The sequence below is a fragment of the Brevundimonas sp. P2_A6 genome (assembly GCF_056404975.1).
In genome coordinates, this window is the sequence record NZ_JBFUCZ010000003.1 from 137,523 (window position 1) to 164,244 (window position 26,722).

28 protein-coding genes are annotated in these 26,722 nt (G+C 67.3%); 10 read left to right on the forward strand and 18 right to left on the reverse strand.

What is annotated here, in order from left to right; all coding sequences use genetic code 11:
• Positions 1–120: 120 nt before the first annotated feature.
• A complete protein-coding gene (locus AC1DW4_RS09675; protein WP_477017049.1) occupies positions 121–1,335 on the forward strand; it encodes an FAD-binding domain-containing protein in 1,215 nt (404 codons plus the stop codon).
• Between the two features lie 16 nt (positions 1,336–1,351).
• On the opposite strand, the gene flhB is transcribed toward AC1DW4_RS09675, so the two are convergent.
• From flhB to fliQ, 3 genes are read right to left on the reverse strand one after another with little or no spacing between them, the layout of a single operon-like run.
• Positions 1,352–2,440, reverse strand: a complete 1,089-nt coding sequence (flhB, locus tag AC1DW4_RS09680) for a flagellar biosynthesis protein FlhB (RefSeq protein ID WP_477017050.1) — start codon at positions 2,438–2,440, stop codon at positions 1,352–1,354.
• Complete coding sequence (fliR, locus tag AC1DW4_RS09685) at positions 2,433–3,212, reverse strand: flagellar biosynthetic protein FliR (RefSeq protein ID WP_477017051.1); 780 nt, start codon at positions 3,210–3,212, stop codon at positions 2,433–2,435. The genes flhB and fliR overlap by 8 nt, the downstream gene beginning before the upstream one ends.
• Before the next feature lie 7 nt (positions 3,213–3,219).
• Positions 3,220–3,483 (reverse strand): flagellar biosynthesis protein FliQ, encoded by a 264-nt coding sequence (gene fliQ / locus AC1DW4_RS09690; RefSeq protein WP_013270426.1) that lies wholly within the window; start codon positions 3,481–3,483, stop codon positions 3,220–3,222.
• 119 nt (positions 3,484–3,602) lie between these two features.
• Here fliQ and AC1DW4_RS09695 point away from each other — a divergent pair, with 119 nt between their 5' ends.
• Complete coding sequence (locus AC1DW4_RS09695; protein ID WP_477017052.1) at positions 3,603–4,754, forward strand: acyltransferase family protein; 1,152 nt, start codon at positions 3,603–3,605, stop codon at positions 4,752–4,754.
• Here AC1DW4_RS09695 and AC1DW4_RS09700 read toward each other — a convergent pair.
• Positions 4,751–5,131 (reverse strand): VOC family protein, encoded by a 381-nt coding sequence (locus AC1DW4_RS09700; RefSeq protein WP_477017053.1) that lies wholly within the window; start codon positions 5,129–5,131, stop codon positions 4,751–4,753. The genes AC1DW4_RS09695 and AC1DW4_RS09700 overlap by 4 nt on opposite strands.
• A 118-nt stretch (positions 5,132–5,249) precedes the next feature.
• Here AC1DW4_RS09700 and AC1DW4_RS09705 point away from each other — a divergent pair, with 118 nt between their 5' ends.
• Genes AC1DW4_RS09705 through AC1DW4_RS09715 form a run of 3 tightly spaced genes read left to right on the forward strand, consistent with a single transcriptional unit; the run spans position 5,250 to position 8,031 of the window.
• A complete protein-coding gene (locus AC1DW4_RS09705; RefSeq protein WP_477017054.1) occupies positions 5,250–6,392 on the forward strand; it encodes a beta-ketoacyl-ACP synthase III in 1,143 nt (380 codons plus the stop codon).
• Positions 6,392–7,075 carry an iron-containing redox enzyme family protein gene (locus tag AC1DW4_RS09710; RefSeq protein WP_477017055.1) on the forward strand — a complete coding sequence of 228 codons (684 nt, stop codon included), beginning with the start codon at positions 6,392–6,394 and terminating at the stop codon, positions 7,073–7,075. The genes AC1DW4_RS09705 and AC1DW4_RS09710 overlap by 1 nt, the downstream gene beginning before the upstream one ends.
• Entirely contained in the window at positions 7,072–8,031 is a 960-nt protein-coding gene (locus AC1DW4_RS09715) for a DUF6999 family protein (RefSeq protein WP_477017056.1), read from the forward strand. The genes AC1DW4_RS09710 and AC1DW4_RS09715 overlap by 4 nt, the downstream gene beginning before the upstream one ends.
• Here AC1DW4_RS09715 and AC1DW4_RS09720 read toward each other — a convergent pair.
• Together AC1DW4_RS09720 and AC1DW4_RS09725 are read right to left on the reverse strand one after the other, a co-directional pair.
• Positions 8,028–9,362: a dihydroorotase gene (locus AC1DW4_RS09720; RefSeq protein WP_477017057.1), complete on the reverse strand. Its 1,335-nt coding sequence runs from the start codon at positions 9,360–9,362 to the stop codon at positions 8,028–8,030. The two genes, AC1DW4_RS09715 and AC1DW4_RS09720, sit on opposite strands and share 4 nt — an antisense overlap.
• Before the next feature lie 42 nt (positions 9,363–9,404).
• The gene (locus tag AC1DW4_RS09725) at positions 9,405–10,355 is read right to left on the reverse strand and encodes a glycosyltransferase family 9 protein (protein ID WP_477017058.1); all 951 of its coding nucleotides are present in this window, start codon (positions 10,353–10,355) and stop codon (positions 9,405–9,407) included.
• A gap of 117 nt (positions 10,356–10,472) precedes the next feature.
• Here AC1DW4_RS09725 and AC1DW4_RS09730 point away from each other — a divergent pair, with 117 nt between their 5' ends.
• The 5 genes from AC1DW4_RS09730 (at position 10,473) to AC1DW4_RS09750 (ending at position 14,137) form a co-directional block, all read left to right on the forward strand.
• Positions 10,473–10,889: a hypothetical protein gene (locus AC1DW4_RS09730; protein ID WP_477017059.1), complete on the forward strand. Its 417-nt coding sequence runs from the start codon at positions 10,473–10,475 to the stop codon at positions 10,887–10,889.
• A gap of 29 nt (positions 10,890–10,918) precedes the next feature.
• Positions 10,919–11,728, forward strand: a complete 810-nt coding sequence (gene ygfZ / locus AC1DW4_RS09735; RefSeq protein ID WP_477017060.1) for a CAF17-like 4Fe-4S cluster assembly/insertion protein YgfZ — start codon at positions 10,919–10,921, stop codon at positions 11,726–11,728.
• A gap of 115 nt (positions 11,729–11,843) precedes the next feature.
• Complete coding sequence (locus tag AC1DW4_RS09740; protein ID WP_477017061.1) at positions 11,844–12,833, forward strand: ferritin-like domain-containing protein; 990 nt, start codon at positions 11,844–11,846, stop codon at positions 12,831–12,833.
• A gap of 78 nt (positions 12,834–12,911) precedes the next feature.
• Positions 12,912–13,499, forward strand: a complete 588-nt coding sequence (locus AC1DW4_RS09745; protein WP_477017062.1) for a DNA-3-methyladenine glycosylase I — start codon at positions 12,912–12,914, stop codon at positions 13,497–13,499.
• A gap of 38 nt (positions 13,500–13,537) precedes the next feature.
• Entirely contained in the window at positions 13,538–14,137 is a 600-nt protein-coding gene (locus AC1DW4_RS09750) for a ribonuclease HII (RefSeq protein ID WP_477017289.1), read from the forward strand.
• Between the two features lie 4 nt (positions 14,138–14,141).
• Here AC1DW4_RS09750 and AC1DW4_RS09755 read toward each other — a convergent pair whose 3' ends face one another.
• From AC1DW4_RS09755 to bchC, 12 genes are all read right to left on the reverse strand, one after another.
• Positions 14,142–14,489: a hypothetical protein gene (locus tag AC1DW4_RS09755; protein ID WP_477017063.1), complete on the reverse strand. Its 348-nt coding sequence runs from the start codon at positions 14,487–14,489 to the stop codon at positions 14,142–14,144.
• A 53-nt stretch (positions 14,490–14,542) separates the two neighbouring features.
• On the reverse strand, positions 14,543–15,577 hold the full coding sequence (locus AC1DW4_RS09760; RefSeq protein ID WP_477017064.1) for a DNA adenine methylase: 1,035 nt from the start codon (positions 15,575–15,577) through the stop codon (positions 14,543–14,545).
• A 180-nt stretch (positions 15,578–15,757) separates the two neighbouring features.
• On the reverse strand, positions 15,758–17,194 hold the full coding sequence (gene pyk, locus AC1DW4_RS09765; RefSeq protein WP_477017065.1) for a pyruvate kinase: 1,437 nt from the start codon (positions 17,192–17,194) through the stop codon (positions 15,758–15,760).
• 113 nt (positions 17,195–17,307) lie between these two features.
• Complete coding sequence (locus AC1DW4_RS09770) at positions 17,308–18,999, reverse strand: alkaline phosphatase family protein (RefSeq protein ID WP_477017066.1); 1,692 nt, start codon at positions 18,997–18,999, stop codon at positions 17,308–17,310.
• A gap of 291 nt (positions 19,000–19,290) precedes the next feature.
• A complete protein-coding gene (pufM, locus tag AC1DW4_RS09775; protein WP_477017067.1) occupies positions 19,291–20,211 on the reverse strand; it encodes a photosynthetic reaction center subunit M in 921 nt (306 codons plus the stop codon).
• Between the two features lie 14 nt (positions 20,212–20,225).
• On the reverse strand, positions 20,226–21,050 hold the full coding sequence (gene pufL / locus AC1DW4_RS09780) for a photosynthetic reaction center subunit L (protein WP_477017068.1): 825 nt from the start codon (positions 21,048–21,050) through the stop codon (positions 20,226–20,228).
• Between the two features lie 126 nt (positions 21,051–21,176).
• Complete coding sequence (gene pufA, locus AC1DW4_RS09785; protein WP_013270447.1) at positions 21,177–21,347, reverse strand: light-harvesting antenna LH1, alpha subunit; 171 nt, start codon at positions 21,345–21,347, stop codon at positions 21,177–21,179.
• Positions 21,348–21,429: 82 nt separating this feature from the next.
• Complete coding sequence (gene pufB, locus AC1DW4_RS09790; protein WP_477017069.1) at positions 21,430–21,570, reverse strand: light-harvesting antenna LH1, beta subunit; 141 nt, start codon at positions 21,568–21,570, stop codon at positions 21,430–21,432.
• Positions 21,571–21,711: 141 nt separating this feature from the next.
• Entirely contained in the window at positions 21,712–23,190 is a 1,479-nt protein-coding gene (bchZ, locus tag AC1DW4_RS09795) for a chlorophyllide a reductase subunit Z (protein ID WP_477017070.1), read from the reverse strand.
• Positions 23,191–23,254: 64 nt separating this feature from the next.
• Positions 23,255–24,778 carry a chlorophyllide a reductase subunit Y gene (bchY, locus tag AC1DW4_RS09800; RefSeq protein WP_477017071.1) on the reverse strand — a complete coding sequence of 508 codons (1,524 nt, stop codon included), beginning with the start codon at positions 24,776–24,778 and terminating at the stop codon, positions 23,255–23,257.
• Positions 24,779–24,783: 5 nt separating this feature from the next.
• Entirely contained in the window at positions 24,784–25,776 is a 993-nt protein-coding gene (locus tag AC1DW4_RS09805) for a chlorophyllide a reductase iron protein subunit X (RefSeq protein WP_477017072.1), read from the reverse strand.
• Positions 25,773–26,696, reverse strand: coding sequence for a chlorophyll synthesis pathway protein BchC (bchC, locus tag AC1DW4_RS09810; protein ID WP_477017073.1), 924 nt, complete (start codon positions 26,694–26,696; stop codon positions 25,773–25,775). The genes AC1DW4_RS09805 and bchC overlap by 4 nt, the downstream gene beginning before the upstream one ends.
• Positions 26,697–26,722: the final 26 nt, after the last annotated feature.

Genomic DNA, 26,722 nt, shown 5'->3' on the forward strand with positions numbered 1-26,722 from the left:
GGGTCGCTCCCGCGAATCGCAGAGTGAAAGCATACGCGCGATCCGACAGGGGTGCGAAATCGCGGCCCCGCGCCATAGGCCGCAGTCCGGAAAGGGCGGGCCTGCGCTATGGCGCAGGTCATGCACGACCCTCTCGATCGCCTTCCGCCCACGCGTGCCGCAGGGCTTCAGCGGCTGGCCGCCTTCGCGCCGCACGCGGGCCAGGCCTATGCCATGGGGCGCAACACCGATGCAGATCCGGATGGACGGCAGGCGGTCTCGGGCCTGTCGCCCTGGCTGAGGCATCGCCTGCTGACCGAGCACGAGGTGGTTTCGGCCGTTCTGGAACGCCAAAGCCCCCGCGCCGCGGAGAAATTCATCCAGGAGGTTCTGTGGCGGACCTACTGGAAGGGCTGGCTGCAGATGAACCCCGAGGTCTGGACCCGCTTTCAGGCCGAGCGAGACGCGCCGCGATCATCAGGCCTGGCCAAGGCGGTCGCCGCCGCCGAGGCGGGGACGACGGGCATCGAGGGGTTCGACGACTGGGCGCGGGAGCTCGTCGAGACCGGCTATCTGCACAACCACACGCGGATGTGGTTCGCCTCGATCTGGGTCTTCACCCTGGGGCTGCCGTGGGCGCTGGGGGCTGACTTCTTCCTGCGCCACCTGCTGGACGGCGATCCAGCGTCTAACACCCTGTCCTGGCGCTGGGTGGCGGGGCTGCAGACGGTGGGCAAGACCTATCTGGCGGAGGCGGACAACATCGAGCGGTTCACCAGCGGACGGTTTCGACCCAAGGGGCTGGCGACCCGCGCCCTGCCGCTGAGCGAGGACCCGCTGCCGGGGGCGCGGCCGCTCGCGCTGCTGGGCACATCGCCGCCGATGGGGCGGAGCCTGCTGCTGGTAACGGGTGACGACCTGAACCCGGAAAGCGTCTTCCCCTTCGCCTGGCGACCGGAAGCAATTTTGGTCGCGGCGTGTGGCGACGCGCAGTCGCCGTGGCCGTGGGGCGATACGGCGGTCCGGTTCGTGGCTACGGCGGCAGAGGATGCTGCCACCCGCTGCGCAGCGCACTTCGACCGGCCTGTGGGTGTCACGCCGACGCTGTCACCCGACGCTGTGTCGAGCGCGGCCAGGAACACCGGGGTCGATCAGGTGGTCGTGCTGGAAGCGCCCGTGGGCCCGGTCGCCGATGCCCTGGAGCGGCTGGAGGCGGCCCTGGCGGAACAGGGCATCGCCCTGACCCGCGTTCGCCGATCGTGGGACGACCGGCTGTGGCCGCTGGCGACCAAGGGGTTCTTCAAGTTCAAGGAACGCGCGCCCGCCGCCCTGCTCGCTGAAGGTATTCACATCTAGTCGGCCGCAAAGTCCGTTAGTTCAGCGGACGCCGCATGCCCGGCTGGCGCTTCTTCATCACGAAGCCGATGACCTTGGCGGCCGCCTCGAAATGCTCGCGCGGGATGGTCTCGTCGATGTCGACGGCGGCGTAGAGGGCGCGGGCCAGGGGGACGTTCTCGACGATCGGCACGTCGTGCTCGCGCGCCACCTCGCGGATCCTCATGGCGACCGCGTCGACGCCCTTGGCCACGCAGACGGGCGCGGCATCGCCGGCCTCATAGCGCAGGGCGACGGAATAGTGGGTCGGGTTGGTGACGACGACAGTGGCCTTGGGCACGTTCTGCATCATCCGCTGGCGGCTGCGCTGCATGCGGATCTGCTTCAGCTTGGCCTTGACGTGAGGGTCGCCCTCGGACTGTTTGAACTCCTCCTTCAGCTCCTCCTTGGACATCCGCATCCGCTTGGCGAAGCGCATCTTCTGCCAGATGAAATCGCCACCCGCCGTCAGGCCCAGGAACACCAGCGCCGAACTCATCAGGGCGATCATCAGGTCGCGCGCCAGCGGCAGGATGGTCAGGGGCGACATGGCCGCCATGGTCTCGAACTGGCGGGCGTGGGGCTTCAGCACCATCCAGCAGATGACGCCGACGGCGATCAGCTTGATCAGGGTCTGGGCGAACTGCATCAGGCCGTCGGGGCCGAAGATGCGCTTGAAGCCGGCCATGGGGCTGAGCTTGTCCCATTTGGGCTTCAGCTTCTCGGCCGAAAGGACGAGGCCCGACTGGGCGACATTGCCGCCCACGCCGCCGAGCATGGCCGCGAGCATCACCGTGCCCAGGAAGGGCGCGGCGACCCAAAGAACCCGCGCCCCGATCTCCACCCCGCCGCCCGCCTCCAGACCGCCCAGCATGGCATGGGGCGCGGCGATGAAGGGCAGAAAGCCCTGGGCCATATTGGTGGCGAAATAGCCGCCGCCCATGATCAGGACGGCGGTCACGGCCAGAAGGCTGAGGGCCGGGGCGACGTCGGCGGATTTCGCGACGTCGCCCTTCTTTCGCGCCTCCTCGAGTTTCTGAGGAGACGCCTCTTCTGTCTTGGACTCGGGATCGGCGTCGTCAGCCAACGCCGCCCCCGTTGCCTGAGACGAACAGATTTGCCAGGGCGCGGTAGCGGTCGATGAAGACCGTGCCCATCACCCCCAGCGACAGGGCGAAGATCGACAGGCCAAGGATGACGCTGAGCGGGGCGGCGGCGAAGAAGACTTGAAACTGGGGCATGACCCGCGCCACCAGGCCCGACGCCAGGTTAAAGATCAGGGCGAAGACGATGACGGGGGCGGCCAGCTGCACCCCCAGCATGAAGCTGTCGGCGATGGTGCGGATGGCCAGCTCGGTGAAGTCGCCCATGACCAGGGGCCGGGCCGGGGCGATCAGCTCATAGGACCCGACCAGTCCGGCGATGAACAGATGATGGGTGTTGGTGGCGAAGACCAGCACGGTCCCCAGGATCATCAGGAAGGCGGAGATGGTCGCGCCCGGCTGGGCCTGAAGCGGGTTGGTGGTCTGGGCGAAGCTGAGCGTGGTCTGCAGCGACACGATCTCTCCTGCCGTGGCCAGCGCCCCGGTGAAGGCCCGCAGGATCGCGCCGATCATCAGGCCGGTGACCACCTCGCGCAGGATCCAGCCGACCATGCCGCCGATGGTCTCTGGCAAGGCGGGCAGCAGGTTGCCCACCACCGGCCACAGGGCCAGCGAAATCACCAGCGCCAGCGACAGCCGGATGCGCGGCGGCACATAAGATTCACCGATGCCCGGCAGGCTGAGCAGGATCGCGCCGATGCGGGCGAAGATCAGCCCGCCGGCCCAGATCTGATCGGCGGTGGCGTAGGGGTCCACGCCGACCCTACATCCCTGAAATGCGCGCCGCGATCGTGCGCATGAAGGCGCCGAGCAGCCCGCCCATCAGCGGCAGGAACAGCAGCAGGCTGACGAAGATGGCGATGATCTTGGGGGCATAGACCAGGGTTTGTTCCTGGATCTGGGTCAGGGCCTGAAACAGACCGATGCCGACGCCGACGACCAGTCCCACGATCAGGACCGGCGCGCACAGCTGCACGGTCAACCAGATGGCGTCGCGGCCCACGTCCAGAACTTCAGCGCCGCTCATGTGTGTCAGGTCCCAAAGGCTACTGGGCAGAAAATGCCGGGACCGTGGTTAATGCCGCGTTAGCGATATCGGCCGCTGGCCCGGTCCTTGCGGAATTCGCCTCCGAAGAGAGGTTTCCGATGGCCTGGAGCGCGATTTCGACCCGAAACGAGACACCCCCGATCGCTCGAGGCGGGTGGCTCGATGCGCTGCGTTTCATCGTGGCCTCGATGATCATCCTGCATCACTTCCAGGCGGCGGGTCCGGTGCCCCTGGCGGAGGCCCTGCATCCGGTGTTCGAGCGGGGCGGGTTCCTGCTGACCAACTTCTTCCTGATCGACTCGGGCTATGTGCTGATGCGGGTCTATGGTCCGGCGGTCGGGCGCGGGTCGATGTCGCCGGGCGACTTCTTCCTGAAACGGTTCCTCCGGGTCTATCCGGCCCATCTGATCATGGGGCTGTCGCTGGTGGCCCTGGTGCTGATCAGCGCCGTGGCCGGCGTCGCGCCGCGCAATCCCGAGTGGTTCGCATGGGACCAGCTGCCGGCCCAGCTGACGCTGACGCAGGCGTTCGGGGTGCATGGCGGTCTGGGCTGGAACGCGCCCAGCTGGTCGATCTCGGCCCTGGTCGGTTGCTATGTCCTGTTTCCCTATATCCTGACCGGTCTGAAGCGGCTGGGGCCGTGGACGGCGCTGCTGGGCGTCATTGGCCTTTATCTGCTTGCCAACGCGGCGACGCAGGCCTGGCTGGGTTATCCCGTCTATCAGATGCCGATGAAGTTCGGCTTCGCGCGTGCCCTGCCCCTGTTCATCCTGGGCATGGGGCTGGCGGCCTTCACCGAGCGGGTCTGGATCGCACCGCGCCTGGCCCGGATCGTCGGGGTGTCGGCGGCGGTGGGGCTGGCGGTCGTTCAGGCCTTCGACAAGAACGCCCTGATCTCGCTCGTCTTCATCTCGCTGATCATCCTGGCGGCTGGGGCGATCCCGGTGCTGCGCCCCTCCAAGCTGATCGAAAAGGCCAGCATGGTGTCGTTCTCGATGTTCATCACCAACGAGGTCGTGCGCATCGCCTGGTTCGGCGTGGCCAATGTCATGATCGCCAAGTTCGCCCTGTCGACGCCGGTCCAGTGGGGCCTGTGGGTCGGGGGCGTGCTGGCGGCCTTCATCTTCGCCTTCGCCTTCCACACCGCCATCGACCAGCCGATGCAGAAGGCCATCAAGACCTGGTTGTCGCGCCGTCGTCAGGGCCGCCGGCCGGTCGAGGCGGGCGCGGTGGTGTCGCTGGAAGGCTAGTTGCCACTGTTGATGTGCAGGATGTTGCCGTCGGGGTCCCTGAACCAGGCGGCGCGGAAATCGCCCATCCGGTGGATGCCGTTCTCGAACGTCGCGTCCGGAAGGTCGTAGCGTTCGAAGGCCACGCCCTTGGCGATCAGGTCGGCGACGATGCTCTCGATCTCGTCGCCAACGCCCCAGACCACCGCATTGGCCTGGTTGGTGCCCGCGAACTCCGAGACATAGACGACCAGCCGCGTGTCGCCGGTCTGAAAGACGGTGATGTCGTTTTCGCTGTCCGGAGCCAGGTTCAGGCCCAGGGTCTCGCCATAGAAGGCACGGGCACGGGCGATGTCGCGGACGGCGACGATGGCGGCGGAATTCTTCGCTTTGAGCATGGCTGTGATCCTCTGGCTTCGTCCTGATAGCGTCCGGCCCTGTCTCGGCGTTCCGATCACGCGCGCGTCAGGCTTCGTCGGCTTGCGGCGAGGTGGCCAATCGGGGCAGGGATGAGCGATGTCCGAAGGCCTGCTGCGCGACGTCTACATCACCGGCACGGGGGCCTTCCTGCCCGGCGAGCCCGTCGGCGTGGACGCGATGGAGGACGTCATTGGCCGGATCGGCGGGCGGAGTTCGGCGGTCGGACGACGGGCCTTGCGATGGAACGGTGTCGAGACGCGCCACTATGCCCTGACAGCAGAAGGCGTGCCGCTGCATTCCAACGCCTCCATGACCGCAGAGGCGACGCGGGCCGCGCTGGACGATGCCGGCCTGTCGGTCGGCGACCTCAAGCATCTGGCCACCGCGACGACGCAGGGCGATTACATCGTGCCCGGCCATGCCAGCGCGGTGCATGCCGAACTGGGTGCCGGAGCCATCGAGATCGCCAGCTATCAGTCCGTCTGCGCCTCCGCCCTGATGGCGGCCAAGGGGGCGTGGCTGCAGGTCCGGGCCGGAGAGGCCGAGGTCGCGGTGGCGGCGGCGGGCGAGTTCTCATCACGCTGGTTTCGGCCCGAGTTCTATGAGGGCACAGCGCTGCTGGACGCCAAGGGACGGGCGAGGGTCGAGGCGGACTTCCTGCGATTCACCCTGTCGGACGGAGCGGGCGCGGTGGTGATGGAGCCGAAACCCAGGCCTGACGGCCTGTCGCTGAAGATCGAGTGGATCGACTTGACCTCGCTGGCCGGGCGGTTCGATCCCTGCATGTGGGCCGGCTCCACCTTCGCCGACCGCGCGGACATGAAGACCGCCTGGAGCCATGCCGGACCGGTCGCGGCGCATGCGGCTGGCTCGATCGCGCTGGTTCAGGATTTCGAACTGCTGAAGATCGTCATCCGCGCCTGGATCGGGGTCTGGCTGGAGAAGGTCGACAGCGGGCGGATCGTGCCGGACGACGTGGATCACCTGCTGTGCCACTATTCGGCCCGCTCGCTGCGCGAGGAGATCGTGTCAGTTCTGAAGAGCACCGCCGCCATGATCCCCGAGGAGAAATGGTTCTCGAACCTGGCCACCGTCGGCAATATCGGTGCGGCCTCGATCTGGGTCATGCTGGATGAATTCATGCGATCGGGACGGGCCAAGCGCGGCGAACGCGTGCTGCTGATCGTGCCCGAAAGCGGACGGGCGATGGTCGGGTTCATGATGTGCGAGGTGGTGTGATGGCTGACGGTACACGCGTGGATGACCAGGTGGCCGACACCCTGCGGAAACTCGCGGTGGTCTTCGCCGAGTTCGAACAGCGGCTGGAGGCGACGCCGCTGATCCGCAAGCTTACGCGCGGGCGGTTCGAACTGGCCGACTATCAGCTGTTCCTGATCAACCTGCGTCAGCAGGTCAAAGATGGCGCGCTGTGGATGAGCCGCGCCGCTTCGAACGTCGGCGAGAGCCATCTGGAACTACGCTCGACCCTGATGCGTCACGCGGTGACCGAGCATCGGGACTTTCGGCTGCTGGAGGCGGACTTCGTCTGTTCCGGCGGGGACCTCGAGGTCATCCGGTCAGCTCCCAAGAACGTGGGGTCCGAGGCCCTGTCGGCCTGGATGTTCCATGAGGCGTCGAAACCGGACCCGTTCGGCCTGCTGGGGGCCATGTTCGTGATCGAAGGACTGGGTTCGATCAAGGCCGCGCCCTGGGGCCGGCTGGTCAAGGAACGGCTGGCCCTGCCCGACGAGGCGGTGCGGTTCCTGCTGTATCACGGCGAGAACGACGCCGAGCACATGGCTGAGTTCGAGGAAATGCTGCGGATGGTTCTGCCCGACGCCGCCGTGGCCGAACGCATCGTGATGACGGCCCGGGTCACCGCCCGTCTCTATGCCTTGCAGATCGAGGAGATCGAGCGTTGAGCCTGTCCGACGGCGGCGACACGGCGGAGTGGAAGACCGATCCGTTCGACGCGCGCCGCTATGACGCCGGCGATCCCGACCCGTGGCTGGCGCTGTATCTGGATCACTCCCTGCCGATCGATCCGCAGGCCAAGCGGGCGCTGTTGCTGGGCGCGCGGTCGTGGTCGCGGCGGTGGCTGTTTCCGGTGTCCCGGCCGCTGGTGTTCCTGTTCTTCTGCGTCGTGAAGGTGCTGCGGGCGATTTCGCCGCGCTATCCGAACCTGAACGGCCTGCTGCACAGGTCTATCCACTGGGGCCTGCGGACGTTCGGGTCGCCCGAGTGCAACACCCTGATCCTGCGCCACTTCCACGTCGGGACCGAGCTGCTGGCGTTCCTGAAAGCCAATGCGGGGGTCGATCCGGCGCTGGTGAAGACGGTGCCGCTGAAGCCGCTGACGCTGAAGGATCTGGAGGACAATGTGTTTCTCCAGCACGACCTGAACATCTTCAACTTCATCATCGAGTTGAACATGGCGCTGCGGGCGGCGGGCAAGGAGATCACGCCGCCCCAGGTGGTCGACTTCTCGATGCTGTCGGACATCGAGCCGGCGTTCGAGCGGTTTCCGACCGGGCCGCTGAACAAGATCGACATCCAGACGGCGGTCGAGTTCTACACCCCGCTGTATGCCGTGATGCTGCCCCGCGCCGACTTCATGCGGGCCAGCCATTCGCTGCAGCTGGATGAGATCGTCGGCATCTACATCGGGCGCATCCTGGGCACCGACTACCACATGCATTTCGTCAAGAACGGGCATCCACTGGTGACCCTGTCGACACTGCAGGCGGGGTTCCGGCTGATGATGCACGGGCTGGACTGCGAGGCCATGCACGGCTGGCTGCGCGTGCTGAAGGCCCGACAGGCAGCTGGGCTGCCGCTGGATCCGCGCGATCCGACGGGCGGGCCGGAACTGGCCTAGGTCGTCAGCGCCTCCTGGAAGTTGACCGGGCGGCCGTGGGCGGTGCCGATCAGCTCGCCGTCCGACATGACGACCCGGCCGCGCACGATGGTGGCCATGGGCCAGCCGGTCGCCTCGAAGCCGTCGAACGGGGTCCAGCCGCAGCGGCTGGCCTGCTGATCGTGGGTGATGACGCGTTTGGCCTTCAGATCGACCAGGGTCAGGTCGGCGTCGTAGCCTTCGGCCAGGCGACCCTTGTTCGCGGTCTGGAACACGCGCTGCGCCCCGGACGAGGTCAGGTCCACGAACCGCTCCAGGCTCATCCTGCCGTTCGCCACATGGGTCAGCATGACCGGCACCAGGGTCTGGACCCCCGGCATGCCGGACGGCGAAGCGGGATAGGGACGGGCCTTTTCCTCCTTGGTGTGCGGGGCATGGTCGGAGCCGAGCACGTCCACCACGCCCTGGTCGATACCGCGCCACAACCCGGCGATGTGAGGGGCATTGCGGATCGGCGGGTTCATCTGGGCATAGGCCTTGAGCCGTTCGTAAGCCTCGTCTCCGTCCAGGGTCAGGTGCTGGGGCGTGACCTCGACCGTGGCGACGTCCTTGTGGTGGGCGAGGAACGCGATCTCTTCCGCCGTCGAGACGTGCAGGACGTGGATGCGCTTGCCGGTCTCGTGCGCCAGGCGGACGAGACGGCGGGTGGACTGGATGGCGCTTTCGGCGTCGCGGACCTCCGGGTGGCTGGTCCAGTCGCCGGTGCGGGCCAGGGGCCGACGCTCGGCCAGGCGATATTCGTCCTCGGAATGGAAGGTGGCGCGGCGCGACACCGCGTTCAGCACCTTTCGCACCCCGTCGTCGTCGGCGATCAGCAGATCGCCGGTCGAGGCCCCCATGAAGACCTTGACCCCGCAGCAGCCGGGCAGGCGCTCCAGCTCGCCCAGGTGATCGGCGTTGGCGTGTGTGCCGCCGACGTAGAAGGCGTGGTCGGTCCACATCCGGTCGCGCGCGCGGGCCAGCTTGTCGGCCAGGGTGTCGGGGTCGGTCGTGTTGGGTTCGGTGTTCGGCATCTCGAACACGGCGACGACACCGCCCAGGGCGGCCGCGCGGGAGCCGGTCTCCAGGTCTTCCTTCCACTCCAGGCCGGGTTCGCGGAAGTGGACCTGGGTGTCGATGACGCCGGGCAGGACGGTCAGGCCCGAGGCGTCCACCGTCTGTCCGGCCGAGGCCTGGGACAGGTCGCCGACGAAGGCGATGCGGCCGTCGATGACGCCGACGTCGGCCGGACCTCGCCCTGCGTGGTTCACCACCTCGCCGCCACGGACGATCAGGTCATAGGTCTGGGTCATCGAAGGGTCCGGGTCAGGAGGAGCTGGGTTTGAATAGTCCCGTCAGGCCTTGGCCAGCAAGCCGCGCGCGGCCCTCAGGACACGGTCGGCGGGCAGGCCCAGCATGTGGTGGATGTGCTGGTTCAGGCGCGGGTCGATGGCCCTGAACTCCTCCAGCGAGCGCTCGCCGCGCATCGAGACGCCCTTCCAGGGGCCGATGCGGGCATCATCAGAGGGGCCGTAGACACCGACCGACGGCACGCCCGCCGCGACCGCCAGCTGGGTCCAGATCGAGTCCGCTCCGATGTACAGGCTGGCCCGCGACAGGGCGGCGGCGGTCTGGAGCCGGGTCAGCTTGCCCTGCAGCTCGATCACCCGGGTACGGGGCACGGCCAGCCGGATGGTGTGGGCCAGGTCGCGGTCGGCCTCCTCGCCCACGATCATCAGCCGACCCCCTGCGAGCGGGCCATCATCGGCCAGCAGAGGTCCGGCGACCTTGGCATAGCGTTCGGCCGGCCAGCGGGTGCCGATCCAGTCCGTGCCCGGACCCACGGCCAGGATGGGCGCGGGATCGGAGCCGATCAGGGCGTCGGCGGCGGCGCGGGTGTCCTCGCCGAGGAACAGGCGGGGGCTGGGCACCTCGTCGAGTTGCAGGACGCGGGCGGCGGCCTCGACGGCATGCAGGCCGGGCTGGTCGGGGCCGCGCACGGCCCGCTTCAGGCGACGTAGGCGTTCGGAGAACCGGGTGCCCCGCATATCGACGACCAGACCCCAGCGGGTATCGCGCACCTGGTTCCACAGACCCAGCCAGTCCCAGCGCCCGGTTTTGTCCAGCACGATCAGCTGCTTCAGGCGCGGCGTATCGGCGAACAGAGGCGCGGAGGCCGCCGATCCGACGATCGTGAAGGCCGCATCCGGCAGGCTGTCGACCAGATAGGCCAGCACGCCCGACGACAGGACGGCGGCCTCTGCGTCGGCCTCGGCGATGTACAGGATGGGAAAGCGGGCACTCATGGGTAGACCGTATACGGATTCTCTGCTCCTCCGCGCCACAGGGGTCGTATTCTTGCGACAGCTGCGTAAGTTCGCCCTGAACGAGCGGGGGATACTGTGAAGGTTCGATCCGTCTGGATGGCAAGCATCCTCACCCTGCCGATAGTCGCGGCATCCACTGCCCCTGCGCCCCAAGTTACGCGAGAAGCGCCTCCCGGCGAGGGCGTCATCTGCGCTTGGGCCATCTACAGTCTGATCGAGGAGGTTGGCCGCCGCTGTGCACCAGAACGCTTCCCGGAGAACCAGGCGGAACTGCGCCGCACCGTTCAAAGACTGGACGACTACGTCCGGGCTAACTCAAAGCTGACGCCTGAGGAAATTGCACGGTTCAAAACAGAGCAGGCCAACGTCGGCGCACCGGAAGCGGTGCTGTGCCAAGGTGACGCGCTGCAGATGTTCGAAAGTCTGGGTCAGACGAATCCGGTCGAGTTGAGCCGTAGTATAGATGCCTTGGTCGCCCGTCCCGGCACACCAACTTGGGGCACGTGCCTGTAGAACGGCACCGCAGCCCCTATCTATATCCCATGACCGATCGCATCGCCCGTCTGAACAGCCGCGCCTTGATCCGGGTGACCGGTCCGGATGCGAAACCGTTCCTGCACAATCTGCTGACCCAGGATGTGGAGACGCTTTCGAACGGAGAGTTGAAGTTCGGGGCCATGCTGTCGCCACCGGGGCGTCTGCTGTTCGACCTGTTCCTGTGGGGCGAAGCGGGCGGCGTGGTGCTGGACGTGGGGGCGGATCGGCGCGAAGGGCTGATGGGGCGGCTGTCCATATACAAGCTGAGAGCGCAGGTCGAGATCGCGGCGGACGACCGGCCGGTGGTGGCAAGCTGGCCCGGGGTGGCGACGGGGTTTGTGGTCGATCCGCGGACGGGCGGGATGGGAGGCCGGGCGATCGGCGATCATGCGGCGGATGCGACCGAGGTCGATTACGACGCGCACCGCCTGTCGGTCGGGGTGCCCGATCCGGCGGCGGATGCGGGGTCGGACCGGACCTATCCGATCGAGGCGAACTTCGACCTGTTGAACGGCATCGATTTCCAGAAGGGCTGTTTCGTGGGCCAGGAGACGACGTCGCGCATGAAGCGGCGGGGTGAGATCAAGAAGCGGATGCTGCCTTTGACCTTCGATGGTCCGGCGCCGGAGCCGGGTGCCGAGGTGCTGAATGGCGACCTGCGCGCCGGCGAGGTGATGACGGGTCGGGACGGAGTCGCGATGGCGCTGATGCGGCTGGACCGGCTGGGCGGCCCACTGACGGTTGACGGGCGTGAGGTCGCAATCGCCCGGCCGCAGTGGATGCCCGCTGCGGGGGTGCGGGTCGGCGAGGGCTGAATTTGCAGCCTTGGCTGGATTGTGAAGATTTGGCGGTTTCACGGTCAAGCTGAAACCGACTTAGCGAGCCATGAGTATCTGTCTTCGGAAGCGGCATCGCCCCGGAGGAAAATCCATGTCCAAGACCGATATCATTCTCGGCGCGCTCGATCAGCGCGTGGAGCGACGCAACGAACGCCGCAAGTTCTTCAAGACCGCCGGTGGCTTTGCCGTCGGGGCCACGGCAGGTGCCGTGCTGGGGGCCTGCTCCAGCAACAGCGATACCGCGATCGCCCAGGCAGCGCCGACGGCCAATGTCGATAACGACGTGCTGAACTTCGCGCTGAACCTGGAGTATCTGGAAGCCCAGTTCTATTCCTTTGCCGCGTTTGGCGTCGGCCTGCCCGCCTCGGATCTGACAGGCACGGGCACGCAAGGCGCCGTCACCGGCGGAGCGCAGGTGAACTTCACCGACCCGGTCGTGCGCCAGTACGCCAATGAGATCGCTCAGGACGAGATCGCCCACGTCAGGTTCCTGCGTCAGGTGCTGAGCACCCTGGCCGTGGCCCAGCCGGCCATCGACATCAGCGGCACCAATCCGAACGGGGCCTTCTCCAACGCCGCGCGGGCGGCCGGACTGGTCGGCGCGGGACAGGCGTTCAACCCCTATGCTTCGGACGAAGCCTTCCTGCTGGGGGCGTTCATCTTCGAGGACGTCGGCGTCTCGGCCTACAAGGGTGCGTCGCCGCTGATCACCAACAAGACCTATCTGGAAGCAGCCGCGGGCATCCTGGCGGCCGAGGCCTATCACGCGGGCATCGTGCGCACGGCCCTGTACGCCAAGGGAATCCCGACCGGCCCGACCCCGCAACTGCGCGCCAATGCCGACGCCATCTCCAACGCGCGCGACAGCCTGGACGGCACCTCGGACCTGGACCAGGGCATCAGCCCGACCGGGACCGGCAATGCGGCGGCCTCGAACCTGTTCCCGTCGGACGCCAACGGCATCGCCTTCAGCCGTTCGACCCAGCAGGTGCTGAACATCGTCTATCTGAACCCGGCGGCGGGCACGACCAGTGGCGGGTTCTTCCCCGCCGGTCTGAACGGCACGTTCCGCTCGACCTGATCGCTTCTTTACCCTTCCACGCCCCGCCGGTCCCCGCGACCGGCGGGGTTTTTTGGTGTCGGGGCGTATGCTCGTGCCATGACCGAATCGCACACCCGCTGCGCCTGGTGCGGGACCGATCCCGTGTACGTCGCCTATCACGACACGGAATGGGGCGTGCCCGAGCGCGACGCGCGGGCATTGTGGGAAAAGCTGGTGCTGGATGGCTTCCAGGCGGGTCTGAGCTGGATCACCATCCTGAAGAAGCGCGAGGCGTTCCGGGCGGCGTTCGACGGCTTCGATCCCGACCGGGTCGCGGCCTATGACGAGGCGGATCGGGCGCGGCTGATGGCCGATGCGGGCATCGTGCGGTCGGGGGCCAAGATCGATGCGACCATCCGGGGGGCGCGGATCTTCGTCGCGATGCGGGACCGGGGCGAGGATTTCGCAGGCTGGCTGTGGTCGTTCGTGGATGGAGCGCCGATCCAGAACGCCTGGCCCGACAGCGCGGCACGGCCGACGCAGACGGCGGAATCGGTGGCGATGTCCAAGGCGCTGAAGGCGCGGGGCTTCGGCTTCTGCGGGCCGGTGATCGTCTATGCCTTCATGCAGGCGACCGGCATGGTGAACGATCACGGCGTGGAGTGCTTTCGCCACGCCGAGGTTCGGGGTATGGCGCGGTCGTGAAGACCCCCGCCCCCAAGACGACGCGCGCGTTTCCGACGATGGCGCTGGAGACCCTGCTGGTCCAGCGGGTCGGGGGGCCGGTCTGCGGCGTGGACGAGGCGGGGCGCGGGCCGTGGGCGGGGCCGGTGTCGGCGGCGGCGGTTATCCTGAACCTGGACGATCTGCCCAGCGGCATAGACGATTCCAAGGCCCTGACGGCGGCGCGGCGGGGTGAACTGGAGGGCGAGATCAAGGCCCGGGCCGTGGCCTGGGGCGTCGGCTTCGCCTCGGTCGAGGAGATCGACGATCTGAACATCCTGCATGCGACCGGCCTGGCCATGTGTCGGGCGATCGAGGCGCTACATGTCGCGCCGGTCGCCGCGCTGGTGGACGGAAACTATCGGTTCAAGCTGCCCTGCGACGTGGAGACGGTGGTGGGCGGCGACGGGCTATCGCTGTCGATCGCGGCGGCCTCGATCCTGGCCAAGACGGCGCGGGACCGGGTGATGGTCGAGATGGATGGTCTGTATCCAGGCTACGGTTTCGCGGGTCACAAGGGATACAATGCGCCGGTCCATTCGCAGGCCCTGCAGGCGATGGGACCCTCGCCGATCCACCGCCGGACGTGGGCCCCGATCCGGGCGCTGCTGGAGGTTTGAGCTTTCAGACCGACAGGATGCCGCCGACCAGCGCGCCCAGCAGCGCGGCGACGCAGGCTCCAACGGCGAAGGTGAGCCAACCGGCCGGCCCCTTTTCGATCGACGCCTGAGACGCCGGGGCGGCATAAGTCCGAACAGGCACGAACGCTTCGGCGCGGGTCAGGAAGTCGTTGGCCGGACGTCCGTCGAAGCGGGTCGCGGCGGGCGCGCGCCACGCGGCGGTCTGATACGCCTCCGTCACCGTGCGGGCCGAGGGTTGCGGGGCGGGCATGTGGAGCGGACCCGAGAAGACGCCGGGATGGGCGATCTCGACCGGCGTCGCGTCCTCATTCGGGCCTTCGGGAGTGGTCACGATCGCGCCTCGATGGGTCTGGGTCGCCATAGAGACTCGCGGCCGTTGACGGGTCAAGCGGCCAGGGCCGAGGCCCGGTCCGAGACCACGAACAGATATTCGACGTTGCGCAGCCGCCCCACGGCCCCGACCTTCTCGCCCCTGCGGTTATGGATGCCGATGCGGGCCCCGACGTAGCGCGGGCGGGGGATCTCGATCACCCGCACCGGTCCGCGCACCGACAGCATGGCGACCAGCTGATCGCGGCTCAGATAGCCTTCGTCGTTGAACGAGACGATCAAATGAGGGGCGCGGATCGCCTCGATCACCGCTTGCAGCGCCGGGCCGATCCCGGGTTTGGAGTTGAAGGCGGACTTGCGCGTCCGCACGTCGATCCGCTTGTTCGCGACGCCATAGGTTTCGGGCCTGTCCCACAGGATCAGGCTTTCCCAGACATGGTAGTTCCCGAGGTAGGAATGCTGGTTGTAGGGCGGGTCCAGATAGACGAGATCCCCGTCGAAGGCCGAGGCGATGTCCAGCGCGTCGCCCTGGGTCGCGCGGCAGGGTCCGGCGGCGACGGCGGGCTGGAGCGCGGGCATGCGGAGTTCCAGCGGCTTGAGTGCGCGCGTGGCCCAGGACTTCATATAGGCCATCTGCAGACCGGCGGTGGAATCGACCCGGTCGGCGGCCTCCATCAGGGCGACCAGGGCGATGGCCTGCAGCTCCGGCTCCAGCCCCATGGTCTCGATCCGGTCGCGCATGGCGTCGATGCGGGCGCCATTGGCCGGGCTGAAGTAACGGGCGTCCTCGCAGAAGGCTTTCGTGAACCAGCCGGGGGCGGGGGGTGTGGTGGCGAGGTCGGCGAGGACCGCGGTAGCCTTGTCGTGCCAGCGATCGCGGTCGGCCTGGACATAAGCGGTGGCGAGCGTCGCGGCATAGGCGTTGTGGTCGTTGGACCAGACCCGAAACCCCTGCCCCTTCAGCGCATGGCCGACGCGGGCGGTGCCAGAAAACAGGTCGCAGACATGGCCGCCGTTCGGCAGCAGGGCGTGCACCGCCGAGGTGATCGGGTCGATGAGGGCGCGCTTCGAGCCGAGGTATTTGATCATCGAAAAGCCTCCCTCTCCCAGCGGGAGAGGGAGATCGCGCACGGCGGCGCAGCCGTCGTTCTGGCGCGGTCAGGTGAGGGGTTACGGTGGCTGATCGTCGACATCGGTCCCCTCACCCTTTCGCGCCAGGACGATCACTGGTGTGATCGTGCGCTCAAGCCCTCTCACTATGGGAGAGGGTCAGTCCTTCTTCGCCTTCTTGGCCGGAGCATGCGCCAGTCGCAGCAGATTCGCAGCCCCCGGGGCACCGAAGGGGGTGCCGGCCAGGATCAGGACGCGCTGGCCGGGCTGGGCCAGGCCGTACTGCATCGCCGATTTGACCGCGTCGTCCGTTACGTCTTCCAGGCTGGTCGGCTCCTTGCCCAGGCGCGGCTCCAGGCCCCACACCAGGGCCAGACGGCGTGCCGTTTCCGGCTTTGGCGTCAGGGCCAGCATGGGCTGCAGCGGGCGTTCGCGCGACATGCGGCGCGCGGTGCCGCCGAGCGTGGTGAAGATGACGATACAGGCGGTGGACTGGGCTTCGCCCGCCTTGCGTGCCGCAGCGACCAGGGCGTCGGCGTCGATGTCGTCCATGCCGGCATGCTCGGCGTCCATCAGGCTGGGCCACAGGGGATCGGCTTCGACCCGCTCCATGATCCGGCTCATGATTCCCACGGCCTCCAGCGGGTAGTCGCCCGAGGCGGTCTCCGCCGACAGCATCAGGGCATCCGCGCCCTCGTAAACGGCATTGGCGACGTCGGAGGCTTCTGCCCGCGTCGGCGCGGGCGAGGCGGTCATCGATTCCAGCATCTGGGTGGCCACGATCACGGGCACGCCACGCTGGCGGGCGGCGCGGATGATACGCTTCTGGGCGACCGGGACCTCCTCCGGATCCATCTCCACGCCCAGGTCGCCGCGCGCGACCATGACGCCGTCGCAGTAATCGAGGATGGCATCCAGGTCGGCCAGGGCCTGGGGTTTCTCGATCTTGGCGAGGCAGGCGGCGCGGCCCTTCACGATCGCTTTCAACTCGGCCATGTCCTCGGGCTTCTGCACGAAGCTGAGCGCCACCCAGTCGACGCCCAGACGCAGGGCGAAGGCCAGGTCCTCGCGGTCCTTGGGCGTCAGGGCCGAGACGGGAACGACGGCCTCGGGCACCGCGACACCCTTTCGGTCGCTGAGCTTGGAGCCGCTCTCGACCGTCACATCGGCCCAGTCGTCGGTGCGTTCGCCGACGCGCAGACGCACGCGGCCGTCGTCGAGCAGCAGCAGCATGCCGGTGCGCAGCGCGCGGAAAATCTCCGGGTGGGGCATCTGCACCCGCGTCGCGTCGCCGGGCGTCGGGTCCAGATCGAAGCGCATCCTGTGGCCTGGCTTCACGTCGATCTCGACATTGGCGAACCGGCCGAGACGAAGCTTCGGTCCCTGCAGGTCGGCCAGCACCCCCAGCGGGCGCTGCAGGGCGATCTCGGCCCCGCGCACCGCCTTGAGCGCGGCGGCGTGATCCTCGTGCGAGCCATGGCTGAAGTTCAGGCGGAAGACATCGACACCCGCCTCGGCCAACTGCTTGACCATGCCGGGCGCGCGGCTGGCCGGGCCCAGAGTGGCGACGATGCGCGCGCGGCGTGCTCTGATCATGTGTCTCACCTGGTCCGGCGCATTGGCCGGCATCGTTTCCCGAACGCCTTGTGCCACGAAACGTGCGCGGCGTCAGACCGGCTCCGGCCAGGGAAACAGGAAGTGAGTCGCTGTTACCGAGCCGGCTCGACCGCCGGGCAGGCCGGTGCCCCATAGACGCTGAGGTCAAGGCAGAGGCCTTCGACCGTGGCCGCCGGTGCGATGCCCATCAGATTGGCCAGGCTGGGCGCGATGTCGACGGTGCGAATCTGCCAGAACCGCTCCTGCGACGGGCCATCCGGACGCCAGAAAATGATCGGCACGCGGCGGTCGTAATCCCAGACCGAGCCGTGACTGGCGATCGCCCCACCGGGACGGGTCTGTCCCGTCAGATAGGGGGCGTAGGCGACCATGATGTCGGCCCCCTTGTCGGCCACGGCGCTGAGCCGCAGGCGCTGGCGCACCGACAGGGCCTCGGGCTCCACGTCGCGGGCAGGCATGGGATCGGCCAGAAGATCGGTGGTGGCGACGGCGAGCGCGACGTCCGGCTCCTGGTTCAGCAGGGTCACCGCCGCCGCGACGATCGGAGCCCGCTGGGCCGGCGGCAGCAGGATGTGGTCGGCGCCGGCCACGATCAGGCCGGTCGCGCCGCTCTGCAGCGGCGCGTACATCAGCCCGAACTCAGACTGCAGGGTGGCATTGATGCGGGGCAGCATGTCGCGGTCGTTGCGGCCGGCGGGCGCGCCGCGCTCGGCCATCCGCTCCGGCGAATCCGACCCGCCGTGGTCGGCGGTCAGGACGACGACCGCGCCGCCCGGGACGGCCGCGACCTTGTCCAGAAACGCGCCCAGCGCCTCGTCCATCCGCAGCAGTTGTTCGCACATCTCCGGTCCCTGCGTGCCATAGGCGTGGCCGATCTTGTCGGTGCCCGACAGGCTGACGCCCAGCATGTCGGTGACGCCGCGACGACCCAGTTGCTGCCGTTCCAGAACGTCAGTGGCGGCCGCCAAGGTCGTCTCGTCCAGGGCGGGCGAGTCTTCGAGATTGTAATGCTCGGGGGGGAGGTCGGCGTGCAGCACCTGCCCGTACAGCGTGCTGTCGGCCTTCAGGCTGCGGCAATAGTCATGCTGGTAGGTCCAGCGCCCGACAGGATCCGCGGCGAAGCGCGCGCGATAGGCCGTGTTGAAATCGGCGACGGGACGCAGGCGCTCCTCGGCCGTCTGGCCGGGTTCGACGTATGTGGTCAGGCCGAACCCTTCCAGCACCCAGAAGGCCCCATCAGGATGGTGGCCGGCCAGGTTGATGGCTCCGCGGTCCTTGCCGGACACCGCATAGACGCGGCTCTGCGGGCTGACGGCCTTCAGCCAGTCCGGCAGCATGGTCACGCGGATGTTGTCGGGGCCGACCCGCCCGTTCTCGCCAGGGCCGCCGTCGGCCAGAGTGTTCTGCGGAGCGCCCAGGCAATAGACCTGAAGGCCGCTCACCGGGTCGATCCATTCATTGGACGGGATGCCCACGGTCGTCGGATAGGCCCCGCTGAGCACCGTGGCGTGGCCGGGACAGGTCTTGGTGATGCCCTGGGCCTGATAGCCGTTGGCGTAGACAAGCCCCTGATCGGCCAGGGTGCGGAGGCCGCCGGTGAACCGGCCGCGATACTGGTTGAACAGATTGGCGCTGAACTGATCGATCACAATGGTGACGACGAGTGAGGGGGCGCTGTCGCTCGCGACAGCTTGTTCGCGACCGCTCGCCGCGCCCTGGGCCATGACGGTGCCCGGCAGGCATAGGCCAAGGAGGACGCAGGCACTGGCCAGCAGACGGGACATCGCGACACCGGATCGTTCGAGGGAGCCCCCGCATAGACCGCCGATGTTACGGATCAAAGACGATGACGCGTCGCACGTCACCCACCTCCCGCTCATCCCGGCGAAAGCCGGGATCCAGTGCTTTGGGCGAAGTCTGCCTGCCGAGACGACGAACCGCAGTCCAACGCCCTGCCTCGCGACAGAACTGGATCCCGGCTTTCGCCAGGATGAGCGGATTAAGGGGAGTCCAGACGCGCAAAGGGCGCGGCGGGTTAAACCCGACGCGCCCTCTGGATTGCCGTTGTGGGGCAACTACCGTGCGTAGTTGTGCGCGATGGCCCAGTCGTACCAGCTGGGGACGACCGTGCCCGTCAGCAGGATGCCGATGCCGCCGGTCAGGGTGGTCAGGACGGCGAACCACCAGGCCCAGCGGTGGATGGATTCCATCGTGGCGTTGAAGCCCATGGTCCAGCGCCAGAACAGGGCCCCGCGTTCGGCACCGGTGCCGCGATCGGTGATCTGTTCGACCTCGCGTTCCGCGCCGTAGCGGCTGGTGGCCAGGATGGTCGCGCCGTGCATGGCGAACAGCAGGGTCGAGCCATACAGGAAGACGATCGAGAGGCAGTGGAACGGGTTGTAGAACAGGTTGCCGTAGGTGATCGAAAAGGCGCCGGTCCAGTCCAGGTGCGGGAAGATGCCGAACGGCACGGCTTCCGACCAGCTGCCCATCATGATTGGGCGGATGAAGCCCAGCACCAGCATGAGCCAGATGGCGGAGGCGAACGCCCAGGTGGTGTGGGTCCCCAGACCCAGCGCCTTGGCCCGGACATAGGACCGGATGCACCAGGTGATGACCGAGGTGGTCATGAAGAAACCGGCGATCAGCCACCAGCCGCCCTGGTTAAGCGGCGGCAAGATGTTCAGACCCTGCTCGGGCGGAGGCGGATACAGCCCCAGCCACGGCAGCTGCCGGACGAACTCGGCCGGGTTCCAGCCGACGGACGCGAACATGTTCAGGCCGACGATCTCGAAGGCCAGAAACCCGGTCAGCAGAGAGATGACGCCGGTCCAGCCCAGATGCATGGGGCCGATCTGGGCGTTGCCGATCCGTCCGATCAGGTGGACGAAGAACGGCTTGCCGACGCGCCAGTCGTCCATGGAGTCGCCGGGAACCCCGACCTCCGGATGACCATGGACCTGAACCTGGGTGAAGATATTCTGATAGGCGGACATGGTTCCCCCCTCCCCTATTGCCAGATCGGCAGGTTGCGCCAGCCGTCCCACCACTCGGGCCAGCCCGCGGTCCAGACCGGTCCGCTGATGATGATGCAGACCGCGCTCCAGAACCCGGCCGAAAGCGCCAGGAACAGGCCGACCCGGTGGATGCCCAGGGTGCCGACCGAATAGCCGATGAAGTCGCGGAAGAAGGTGTCCTCATGCTCGGGCTGGCGCACCGGCTTGCCCTTGCCGGGGTTGGTCGCGGCCAGAACCAGCGAACCGTGCAGCGCCAGCGCCATCGTCGTCGTGAAGAAGAAGCTCACGGCGATCATGTGCGCGGGATTGTAGTGGAAGTTCAGATACTGGTAGCCGGTGTTCGACACCCAATCCAGATGGCTGAAGATGCCGTACGGAAAGCCGACGCTCCACGAACCCAGCAACCAGGGCCGGACGACGTTCAGCGTCACATAGGCCAGGATGGCGACCCCGAAGGCGATCGGGACGTGCAGTCCGATGCCCAGCTTGCGGCAGATCTCGACCTCTCGCAGCGCCCAGGAACTGAAGGCCCCGACCGCACAGATGGTGACCAGCTGCCAGATGCCGCCTTCGCGCAGGGGCGCCAGGGACAGGCCGTATTTGATGTCGGGTGGATTGATGGTGATCAGCCACGGGTTCCAGGTGTCGCCCAGCGACGCCCCGTAGAAGATCAGCGCGGTGCCCAGCGCGGCGAAGAAGGCCGTCGTGACACCGAAGAAGCCGACGTAGAACGGCCCGACCCAGAAATCGAACATGTCGCCGCCGATCAAGGTGCCACCCCTGATCCGGTATTTTCGCTCAAAACTCAGTAAGGCCATGACCGTCTCCGTCCTTCATCTCGCCCCGCGAGCTGGACATTTTTTGCGATCGCGATCGCGGTCGCGTGGACGGAAACCGGATTGCTCCGTCTCCGTCCGCGCGCCGCATCAGCGGTAGAACGCCCGTTAGGGTGCGGCGGCAGAAGCCGCAGCGGGTGTGGCCTGAGCACCGTCGATCCAGTTGTACCGAGGCGAGCTGAGCAGGATGAAGTGGATCAGCAGAGCCAGGGTGAACAGGAAGACGGCGAGCGCGACCAGCGCCCGACGGGGATCGAATAGGAGCCAAATTCTCCACATAACTGTAGTCCTCCATAGCCGGTGTCCGGCTTTGTTGGCGACGACGCAGGATTAGCCCACGACGACAAAGTAAAGTGGAGACCTAGGCCCCCAGCCAGGGACGCCAGTACCAGACCAGAACGTGCGCCACGATCGCAATGACCGTGAAAGCAATGAAGCTGGTCATGAAGAGGCCGTGGAATTCCTTGGCCGCTTCTGGCGTGAGTCCGGTGAGGGACCCCACTGGTCTTTCGTCAGGTAGATGAGACATCGCTACTCCTTTCGTTGGAGCTAGTCTTCGACCACGGGGAAGTCCCGTGGTCGTTTCCGCCGCCCGGACGAGCCGGACGAAGGAAGGCGGGTCCGATCTGGGTCAGGCGGCGCATCACGCGGCCCTCCCGTTCAGGACGATGGCGTTGGCGGCATAGAGGCGGTCCAGGGTGACCCGGTCCTCCCCGGCCTGACGGGCGGCGCGTTCGGCCGTGTCCCGAAGGCGCTTGGCCGCGGAAATTCTAACGATGATGGGCTGGGACGCGACGAGCTTTTCCAGTTCGTCGGCGGCGGCCTCCTCCCAGTGCAGTTCGGCGTGGGGACGGGCCAGCGTCGGCTCGACCTTGTCCATCTGCGACGCCAGGGGAAGGATGTTGAACAGGGCGTCGAACAGGGCGTTGCAGACTTCCTGGACCAGATAGGTGCAGCCGCCGTAGCCCATGAAGGGCGTGCCCGTGTGCCTGCGGATCGCGGCACCGGGGAAGGAGGCCGGCACCCAGACGCCGGAGGGGCCAAAGCCGCCTGCCGCTCCTTGCGACGCCTCGGCCAGATAGATCCGCTCGTTGATGCTGCCGAACAGGACCAGGGGCTTGGTCTCGCGGATCAGTCGGCTGACCTCGGCGTTGTCGGACTTGGTGCCCGCGACGCGCGAGATGGCGAACTGGCAGGGAAGGCCGAGGTCGTCCTCCAGGAACTTCCTGACGCCGCGCGTATAGGTCTCGTTGGCGACGATGGCGAAGCTGGCGGTGGCGAAGAAGTCCTGGGTGACCGAACGCCACAGATCCCACAGCGGCTTGATCGTCGTGTGCTTCTCGCGCTCGATGAAGGGCTCGGGATCGACGCCGGTCATTTCGCCGAGCTGGCGCAGGAACAGGGTCGTGGATTCCAGACCGATCGGGGCCTGGAGGTAAGGCTTCTCGAGCGCCTCGCACAGGCCGCGCCCGAACTCGCGGTACATGCAGACGTTGACCTCGGCGTCGGCCAGATTGCGCACGTCGGCGAGGTGGCTGCCGAGCGGGAATGTCATGTTAACCTGACATCCGATGCCTTCGATCAAGCGACGGATCTCGGCGACGTCGGACGGCATGTTGAACACGCCGTACATCGGGCCGATCAGGTTGACGCGGGGCTTGTCGCCCTCGGCGAGAGGGCGCGGGCGCGGCATCTTCTTGGGCCCGAACTGGGTCCACAGCCAGGTCAGGGCGCGATCAGCCGACTGCCACTGATCCTCGTCGATGGTGCGCGGCAGGAAGCGCTGGATATTGGTGCCCTCGGGCGTGACGCCGCCGCCGATCATCTCGGCGATCGAGCCGGTGACGACGACGCTGGGCAGATCCTTGTCCAGCGTCTGCCAGGCGCGCTTCATCGCGCCCTCGGTGCCATGGCGGCCCAGCTCGTCCTCGCCCAGGCCGGTGACGACGATGGGCAGTTCGTGCGGCGGCAGGCCGTCTGTGTAATGCAGGATCGAGGTGACCGGCAGGTTCTCGCAGCCCACCGGGCCGTCGATGATGACCTGAAGGCCCTTGATGGCGGTGAAGGCGTAGACCGCGCCCCAGTAGCCGCCCGCGCGATCATGATCCAGGATGAGGGTCATGCGGCCCCTCGCTGCGAATAATCGCGCAAACCAACAATGCTGCGGTCGTGATCGAGGATCAGCGTCATGTGCCGACGTGCTCCTCGGCCTTGGCCGCCGCAGCCTGAAGCTTGGCGTAGCGGGCCTTGAACTCGGGCCGGGCGACGGGCGTCTCGGACCAGATGCCGGCGGTATCCCCCTTGCCCACGCCCTCGAAGAAGGACGTCATGCGGTCGAACCGGGCCTTGTTGCCGATGGCGGCATTGATGACCTGGGCCAGCGAGCCTGCGCCCGCCGGTCCCATCAGGGGCCGGGCCGAGATCAGGTTGGTGAAATACAGCGCCGGGATCGAGAGCGCCTTGGCGTGCTGGACCACCGGCGTGGTGCCAATGGCGAGGTCGGGCTTGATCGCATCGACCGCCGACAGATCCTGTTCCAGCGAGGCGCGGTAGTTGACGGTGACGCCCTTGGATTCCAGCCATTCGCGGTCAGGGTCCGACCACTTTGTCTGCGGGCAGGCGGTGCCGACGTATTCGACCTCGGCGCCGCTCTCGATCAGCAGGCGGGCGACGAGCAGTTCGGAGCCCTCATAGCCGGAGACGACGATGCGGCCCTTGATCGGGGTGGCGGCGAGCGCGGCACCGATGGCACCCAGCATGGCGTTCTTGATGCCGTCGATCTGGCCCTGGCGCACGTCGCAGGCCTCGCCGATGGCCTGGAGCCAGGCGGCGGTGCCGTCGCGACCGACGGGGGCGGAGCCCACGACCTTGCGACCGGCGGCCTCGAACTCGCGCACGCTGGCGGTGTAAAAAGGGTGGATCGCGGCGACGACGGCGCAGTCCAGCGCCGAATACAGCTCGCGCCATTCGCGTGTCGGGACCACCGGTCCGGCGGCCAGGCCCATCGGTTCCAGCATCCGGCCGATGATCATGGGATCGGCGGGGAACATTTCGCCCAGCAGGGTGACGGTGGGCTTGTCTGAGCGTTCCTTGGGCGCGGCGACGGGGCCGGCCTCGACCTCCTTGCGCGCATAGTTGAGCATGGCACCGGCCAGGACGTCCTTGGCCTCGGCGTGGGTCGGGATGCCGAAGCCCGGCACGTCGATGCCGACGATGCGGACGCCGTTGATCTCTTTGGGAAGCAATTGCAGCGGCACGCCGGACGCGGTGGGCACGCACAGATTGGTCACGACGATGGAGTCATAGAGCTCCGGATCGGCCATCTGGAACACCGCCTCGCGGATGTCCTCGAACAGCTTGCCGGTGACCAGGCTCTCGGAGTTGAACGGCACATAGCCGACGGAGCGGCGGGCACCGTAGAAGTGGCTGGTGAAGGTCAGGCCGTAGACGCAGCAGGCCGAGCCCGAGAGGATCGTCGCCGTGCGGCGCATGCGCAGGCCGACGCGCAGGGACCCGAAAGCCGGGCACATCGATTGCGGCTGGTCGTGGGGGCCGACCGGATAGTCCTTGGCGTAGCGGGCCAGAACCTCGGACTTGCCGGCCTTCGACGCCGCCGCCGTCAGCTCGGCCTTGCCGCCGTGGCAGCCGCCATCGAGCGAGACGGGCTCTGCGGCGTGGTCGTTGGCGATGGGGGCGGGACCGTCGGCCATGATCTTCAGACCGCCTCGTCGTAGATGACTTCGAGCGAGGCCTTGGGCACGAAGTCGACGCCGCGCATGTCGCTCTGGCTCGCCGGGATCAGGGTGACGGCCGCGCCGGTCGTGTCCGGATCGAACAGGCCCAGCAGGCCGTCCTGGGTCAAGGGCTTGGGATGCTGCGGCAGGGACAGCGACACGGCTTCCGCCAGACCGGCGAACAGGCTGCCCCATTCCGAGTCGGGCGTGCCGATTATCTGATAGTTGGCGGACTTCCTGCGGATGTCCTCGTTGGCCGGGATCGAGGCCAGGACCGGGATGCCCACGGCCTCGGCGAAGGCGGCGGCTTCGCCGGTGCCGTCGTCCTTGTTGATGATCATGCCGGCCACGCCGACGTTGCCGCCCAGGCGGCGGAAATACTCGACCGCCGAACAGACGTTGTTGGCGACGTAGAGCGACTGCAGGTCATTGGACCCGACGACGATGACCTTCTGGCACATGTCACGCGCGATCGGCAGGCCGAAGCCGCCGCACACCACATCGCCCAGGAAATCCAGCAGGACGTAGTCGAAGCCCCAGTCGTGGAAGCCCAGCTTCTCCAGCAGCTCGAAGCCGTGGATGATGCCGCGTCCGCCGCAGCCGCGACCGACCTCGGGTCCGCCAAGCTCCATGGCGAAGACGCCGTCGCGCTGGAAGCAGACGTCCTCGATCTTGACCTCTTCGCCGGTCAGCTTCTTGGCCGCCGAGGTCTGGATGATGGTCGGGCAGGACTTGCCGCCGAACAGCAGGCTGGTCGTATCGGACTTGGGATCGCAGCCGATCAGGAGGACACGCTTGCCCTGCTGGGCCATCATGTAGCTGAGGTTCGACAGGGCGAAGGACTTGCCCGATCCGCCCTTGCCGTAGATGGCGATGATCTGGGTTTCCTTGGTGACCTCGCCCGTGTGGACGGGATCCGGCTCCTGCTTGGCCTCTTCGCGGAGCGCCTTGTGGGAAATCAGGGTGATGGTCATGCGCAGTTCCTCCAATCGAGGATCATTTTCAGGCAGTCGGAATCCTGGAAGGCGACGGGATAGGCGTCGTTCGCTTCGGAGGCCGCCATGCGGTGGGTAATCAGTCCGTCGAGGCTCAGGTGCCCCGAGGTGATGAGGGCGGTGACGCCCGCGACGTCTTCCGGCTTGAACTCGGCGGCGATGCGGAACCGCGCCTCCTTCATGAAGGCCATGGGGAAGGCGAACGACAGCCGCGCCTCATAGAAGCCGGCCAGCACGATCTCGCCGCTGCGGGCCAGACGCGCGACCAGGAAGTCCATCAGGTCTTCGGCACCCGACGCGTCATAGATGCTGCGATAGTCGCGGCGGTCGTCGGCGTCGGGGTGGATGGCCACGCCATTGCGGCGGGTGACGTTCGTCTCCCAGACGGTCGGCTTTTCGTGGCCCATGGCCTCGGTGATGCGGAGCAACAGACGACCGAGCGTGCCGTAGCCGACGATCAGGTCCGGAGCCGTGCCGCCGACGATGGCGTGATAGGCGGTGGCCGCAAGCGACAGCAGGACGCCCTGGTCCTCCAGACCGTCCGGCAGGGTGACGGTGCGGGCCTGGGGCGTGATCAGGGTCTTGGCGGCACCGCCGAACAAGCCGCGCGCGTCGATGAAGTGGGACGATCCGGGGACGAAGACGCGCTGACCGATCCGATCCCGTGCATTTTCCCCGGCATCAACGACCCGGCCGACCGATTCGTATCCAGGGACCAGCGGATAGCCGAGGCCGGGGAAGTGGGGCATGCGCCCGTCCCACAGCAAGCGTTCGGTTCCGGTCGAGATTCCGCTCCAGTCCACATCGACCACCACGTCGTCGGGACCGGCAGGCTTCAGGTCGAGTCGGCGAAGCGCCAGATGGCGGGGCTCCTCCAGGACGACAGCCAAGGTGTTCATCGGATCGCCTTCGGGATGCGCGCCCC

Bases quoted from the DNA above. Each gene is read 5' to 3' on its own strand.
- AC1DW4_RS09675 (WP_477017049.1), top strand. From the start codon at position 121: ATGCACGACCCTCTCGATCGCCTTCCGCCCACGCGTGCCGCAGGGCTT.
- AC1DW4_RS09750 (WP_477017289.1), top strand. From the start codon at position 13,538: ATGGCGCTGGAGACCCTGCTGGTCCAGCGGGTCGGGGGGCCGGTCTGC.
- AC1DW4_RS09745 (WP_477017062.1), top strand. From the start codon at position 12,912: ATGACCGAATCGCACACCCGCTGCGCCTGGTGCGGGACCGATCCCGTG.
- bchY (WP_477017071.1), bottom strand. From the start codon at position 24,778: ATGGCCGACGGTCCCGCCCCCATCGCCAACGACCACGCCGCAGAGCCC.
- pufM (WP_477017067.1), bottom strand. From the start codon at position 20,211: ATGTCCGCCTATCAGAATATCTTCACCCAGGTTCAGGTCCATGGTCAT.
- bchZ (WP_477017070.1), bottom strand. From the start codon at position 23,190: ATGACCCTCATCCTGGATCATGATCGCGCGGGCGGCTACTGGGGCGCG.
- bchC (WP_477017073.1), bottom strand. From the start codon at position 26,696: ATGAACACCTTGGCTGTCGTCCTGGAGGAGCCCCGCCATCTGGCGCTT.
- AC1DW4_RS09770 (WP_477017066.1), bottom strand. From the start codon at position 18,999: ATGTCCCGTCTGCTGGCCAGTGCCTGCGTCCTCCTTGGCCTATGCCTG.
- AC1DW4_RS09695 (WP_477017052.1), top strand. From the start codon at position 3,603: ATGGCCTGGAGCGCGATTTCGACCCGAAACGAGACACCCCCGATCGCT.
- AC1DW4_RS09720 (WP_477017057.1), bottom strand. From the start codon at position 9,362: ATGACCCAGACCTATGACCTGATCGTCCGTGGCGGCGAGGTGGTGAAC.
- AC1DW4_RS09705 (WP_477017054.1), top strand. From the start codon at position 5,250: ATGTCCGAAGGCCTGCTGCGCGACGTCTACATCACCGGCACGGGGGCC.
- AC1DW4_RS09710 (WP_477017055.1), top strand. From the start codon at position 6,392: ATGGCTGACGGTACACGCGTGGATGACCAGGTGGCCGACACCCTGCGG.
- pufA (WP_013270447.1), bottom strand. From the start codon at position 21,347: ATGTGGAGAATTTGGCTCCTATTCGATCCCCGTCGGGCGCTGGTCGCG.
- AC1DW4_RS09805 (WP_477017072.1), bottom strand. From the start codon at position 25,776: ATGACCATCACCCTGATTTCCCACAAGGCGCTCCGCGAAGAGGCCAAG.
- ygfZ (WP_477017060.1), top strand. From the start codon at position 10,919: ATGACCGATCGCATCGCCCGTCTGAACAGCCGCGCCTTGATCCGGGTG.
- pyk (WP_477017065.1), bottom strand. From the start codon at position 17,194: ATGATCAGAGCACGCCGCGCGCGCATCGTCGCCACTCTGGGCCCGGCC.
- AC1DW4_RS09700 (WP_477017053.1), bottom strand. From the start codon at position 5,131: ATGCTCAAAGCGAAGAATTCCGCCGCCATCGTCGCCGTCCGCGACATC.
- AC1DW4_RS09730 (WP_477017059.1), top strand. From the start codon at position 10,473: ATGGCAAGCATCCTCACCCTGCCGATAGTCGCGGCATCCACTGCCCCT.
- fliQ (WP_013270426.1), bottom strand. From the start codon at position 3,483: ATGAGCGGCGCTGAAGTTCTGGACGTGGGCCGCGACGCCATCTGGTTG.
- AC1DW4_RS09740 (WP_477017061.1), top strand. From the start codon at position 11,844: ATGTCCAAGACCGATATCATTCTCGGCGCGCTCGATCAGCGCGTGGAG.
- pufL (WP_477017068.1), bottom strand. From the start codon at position 21,050: ATGGCCTTACTGAGTTTTGAGCGAAAATACCGGATCAGGGGTGGCACC.
- AC1DW4_RS09725 (WP_477017058.1), bottom strand. From the start codon at position 10,355: ATGAGTGCCCGCTTTCCCATCCTGTACATCGCCGAGGCCGACGCAGAG.
- AC1DW4_RS09760 (WP_477017064.1), bottom strand. From the start codon at position 15,577: ATGATCAAATACCTCGGCTCGAAGCGCGCCCTCATCGACCCGATCACC.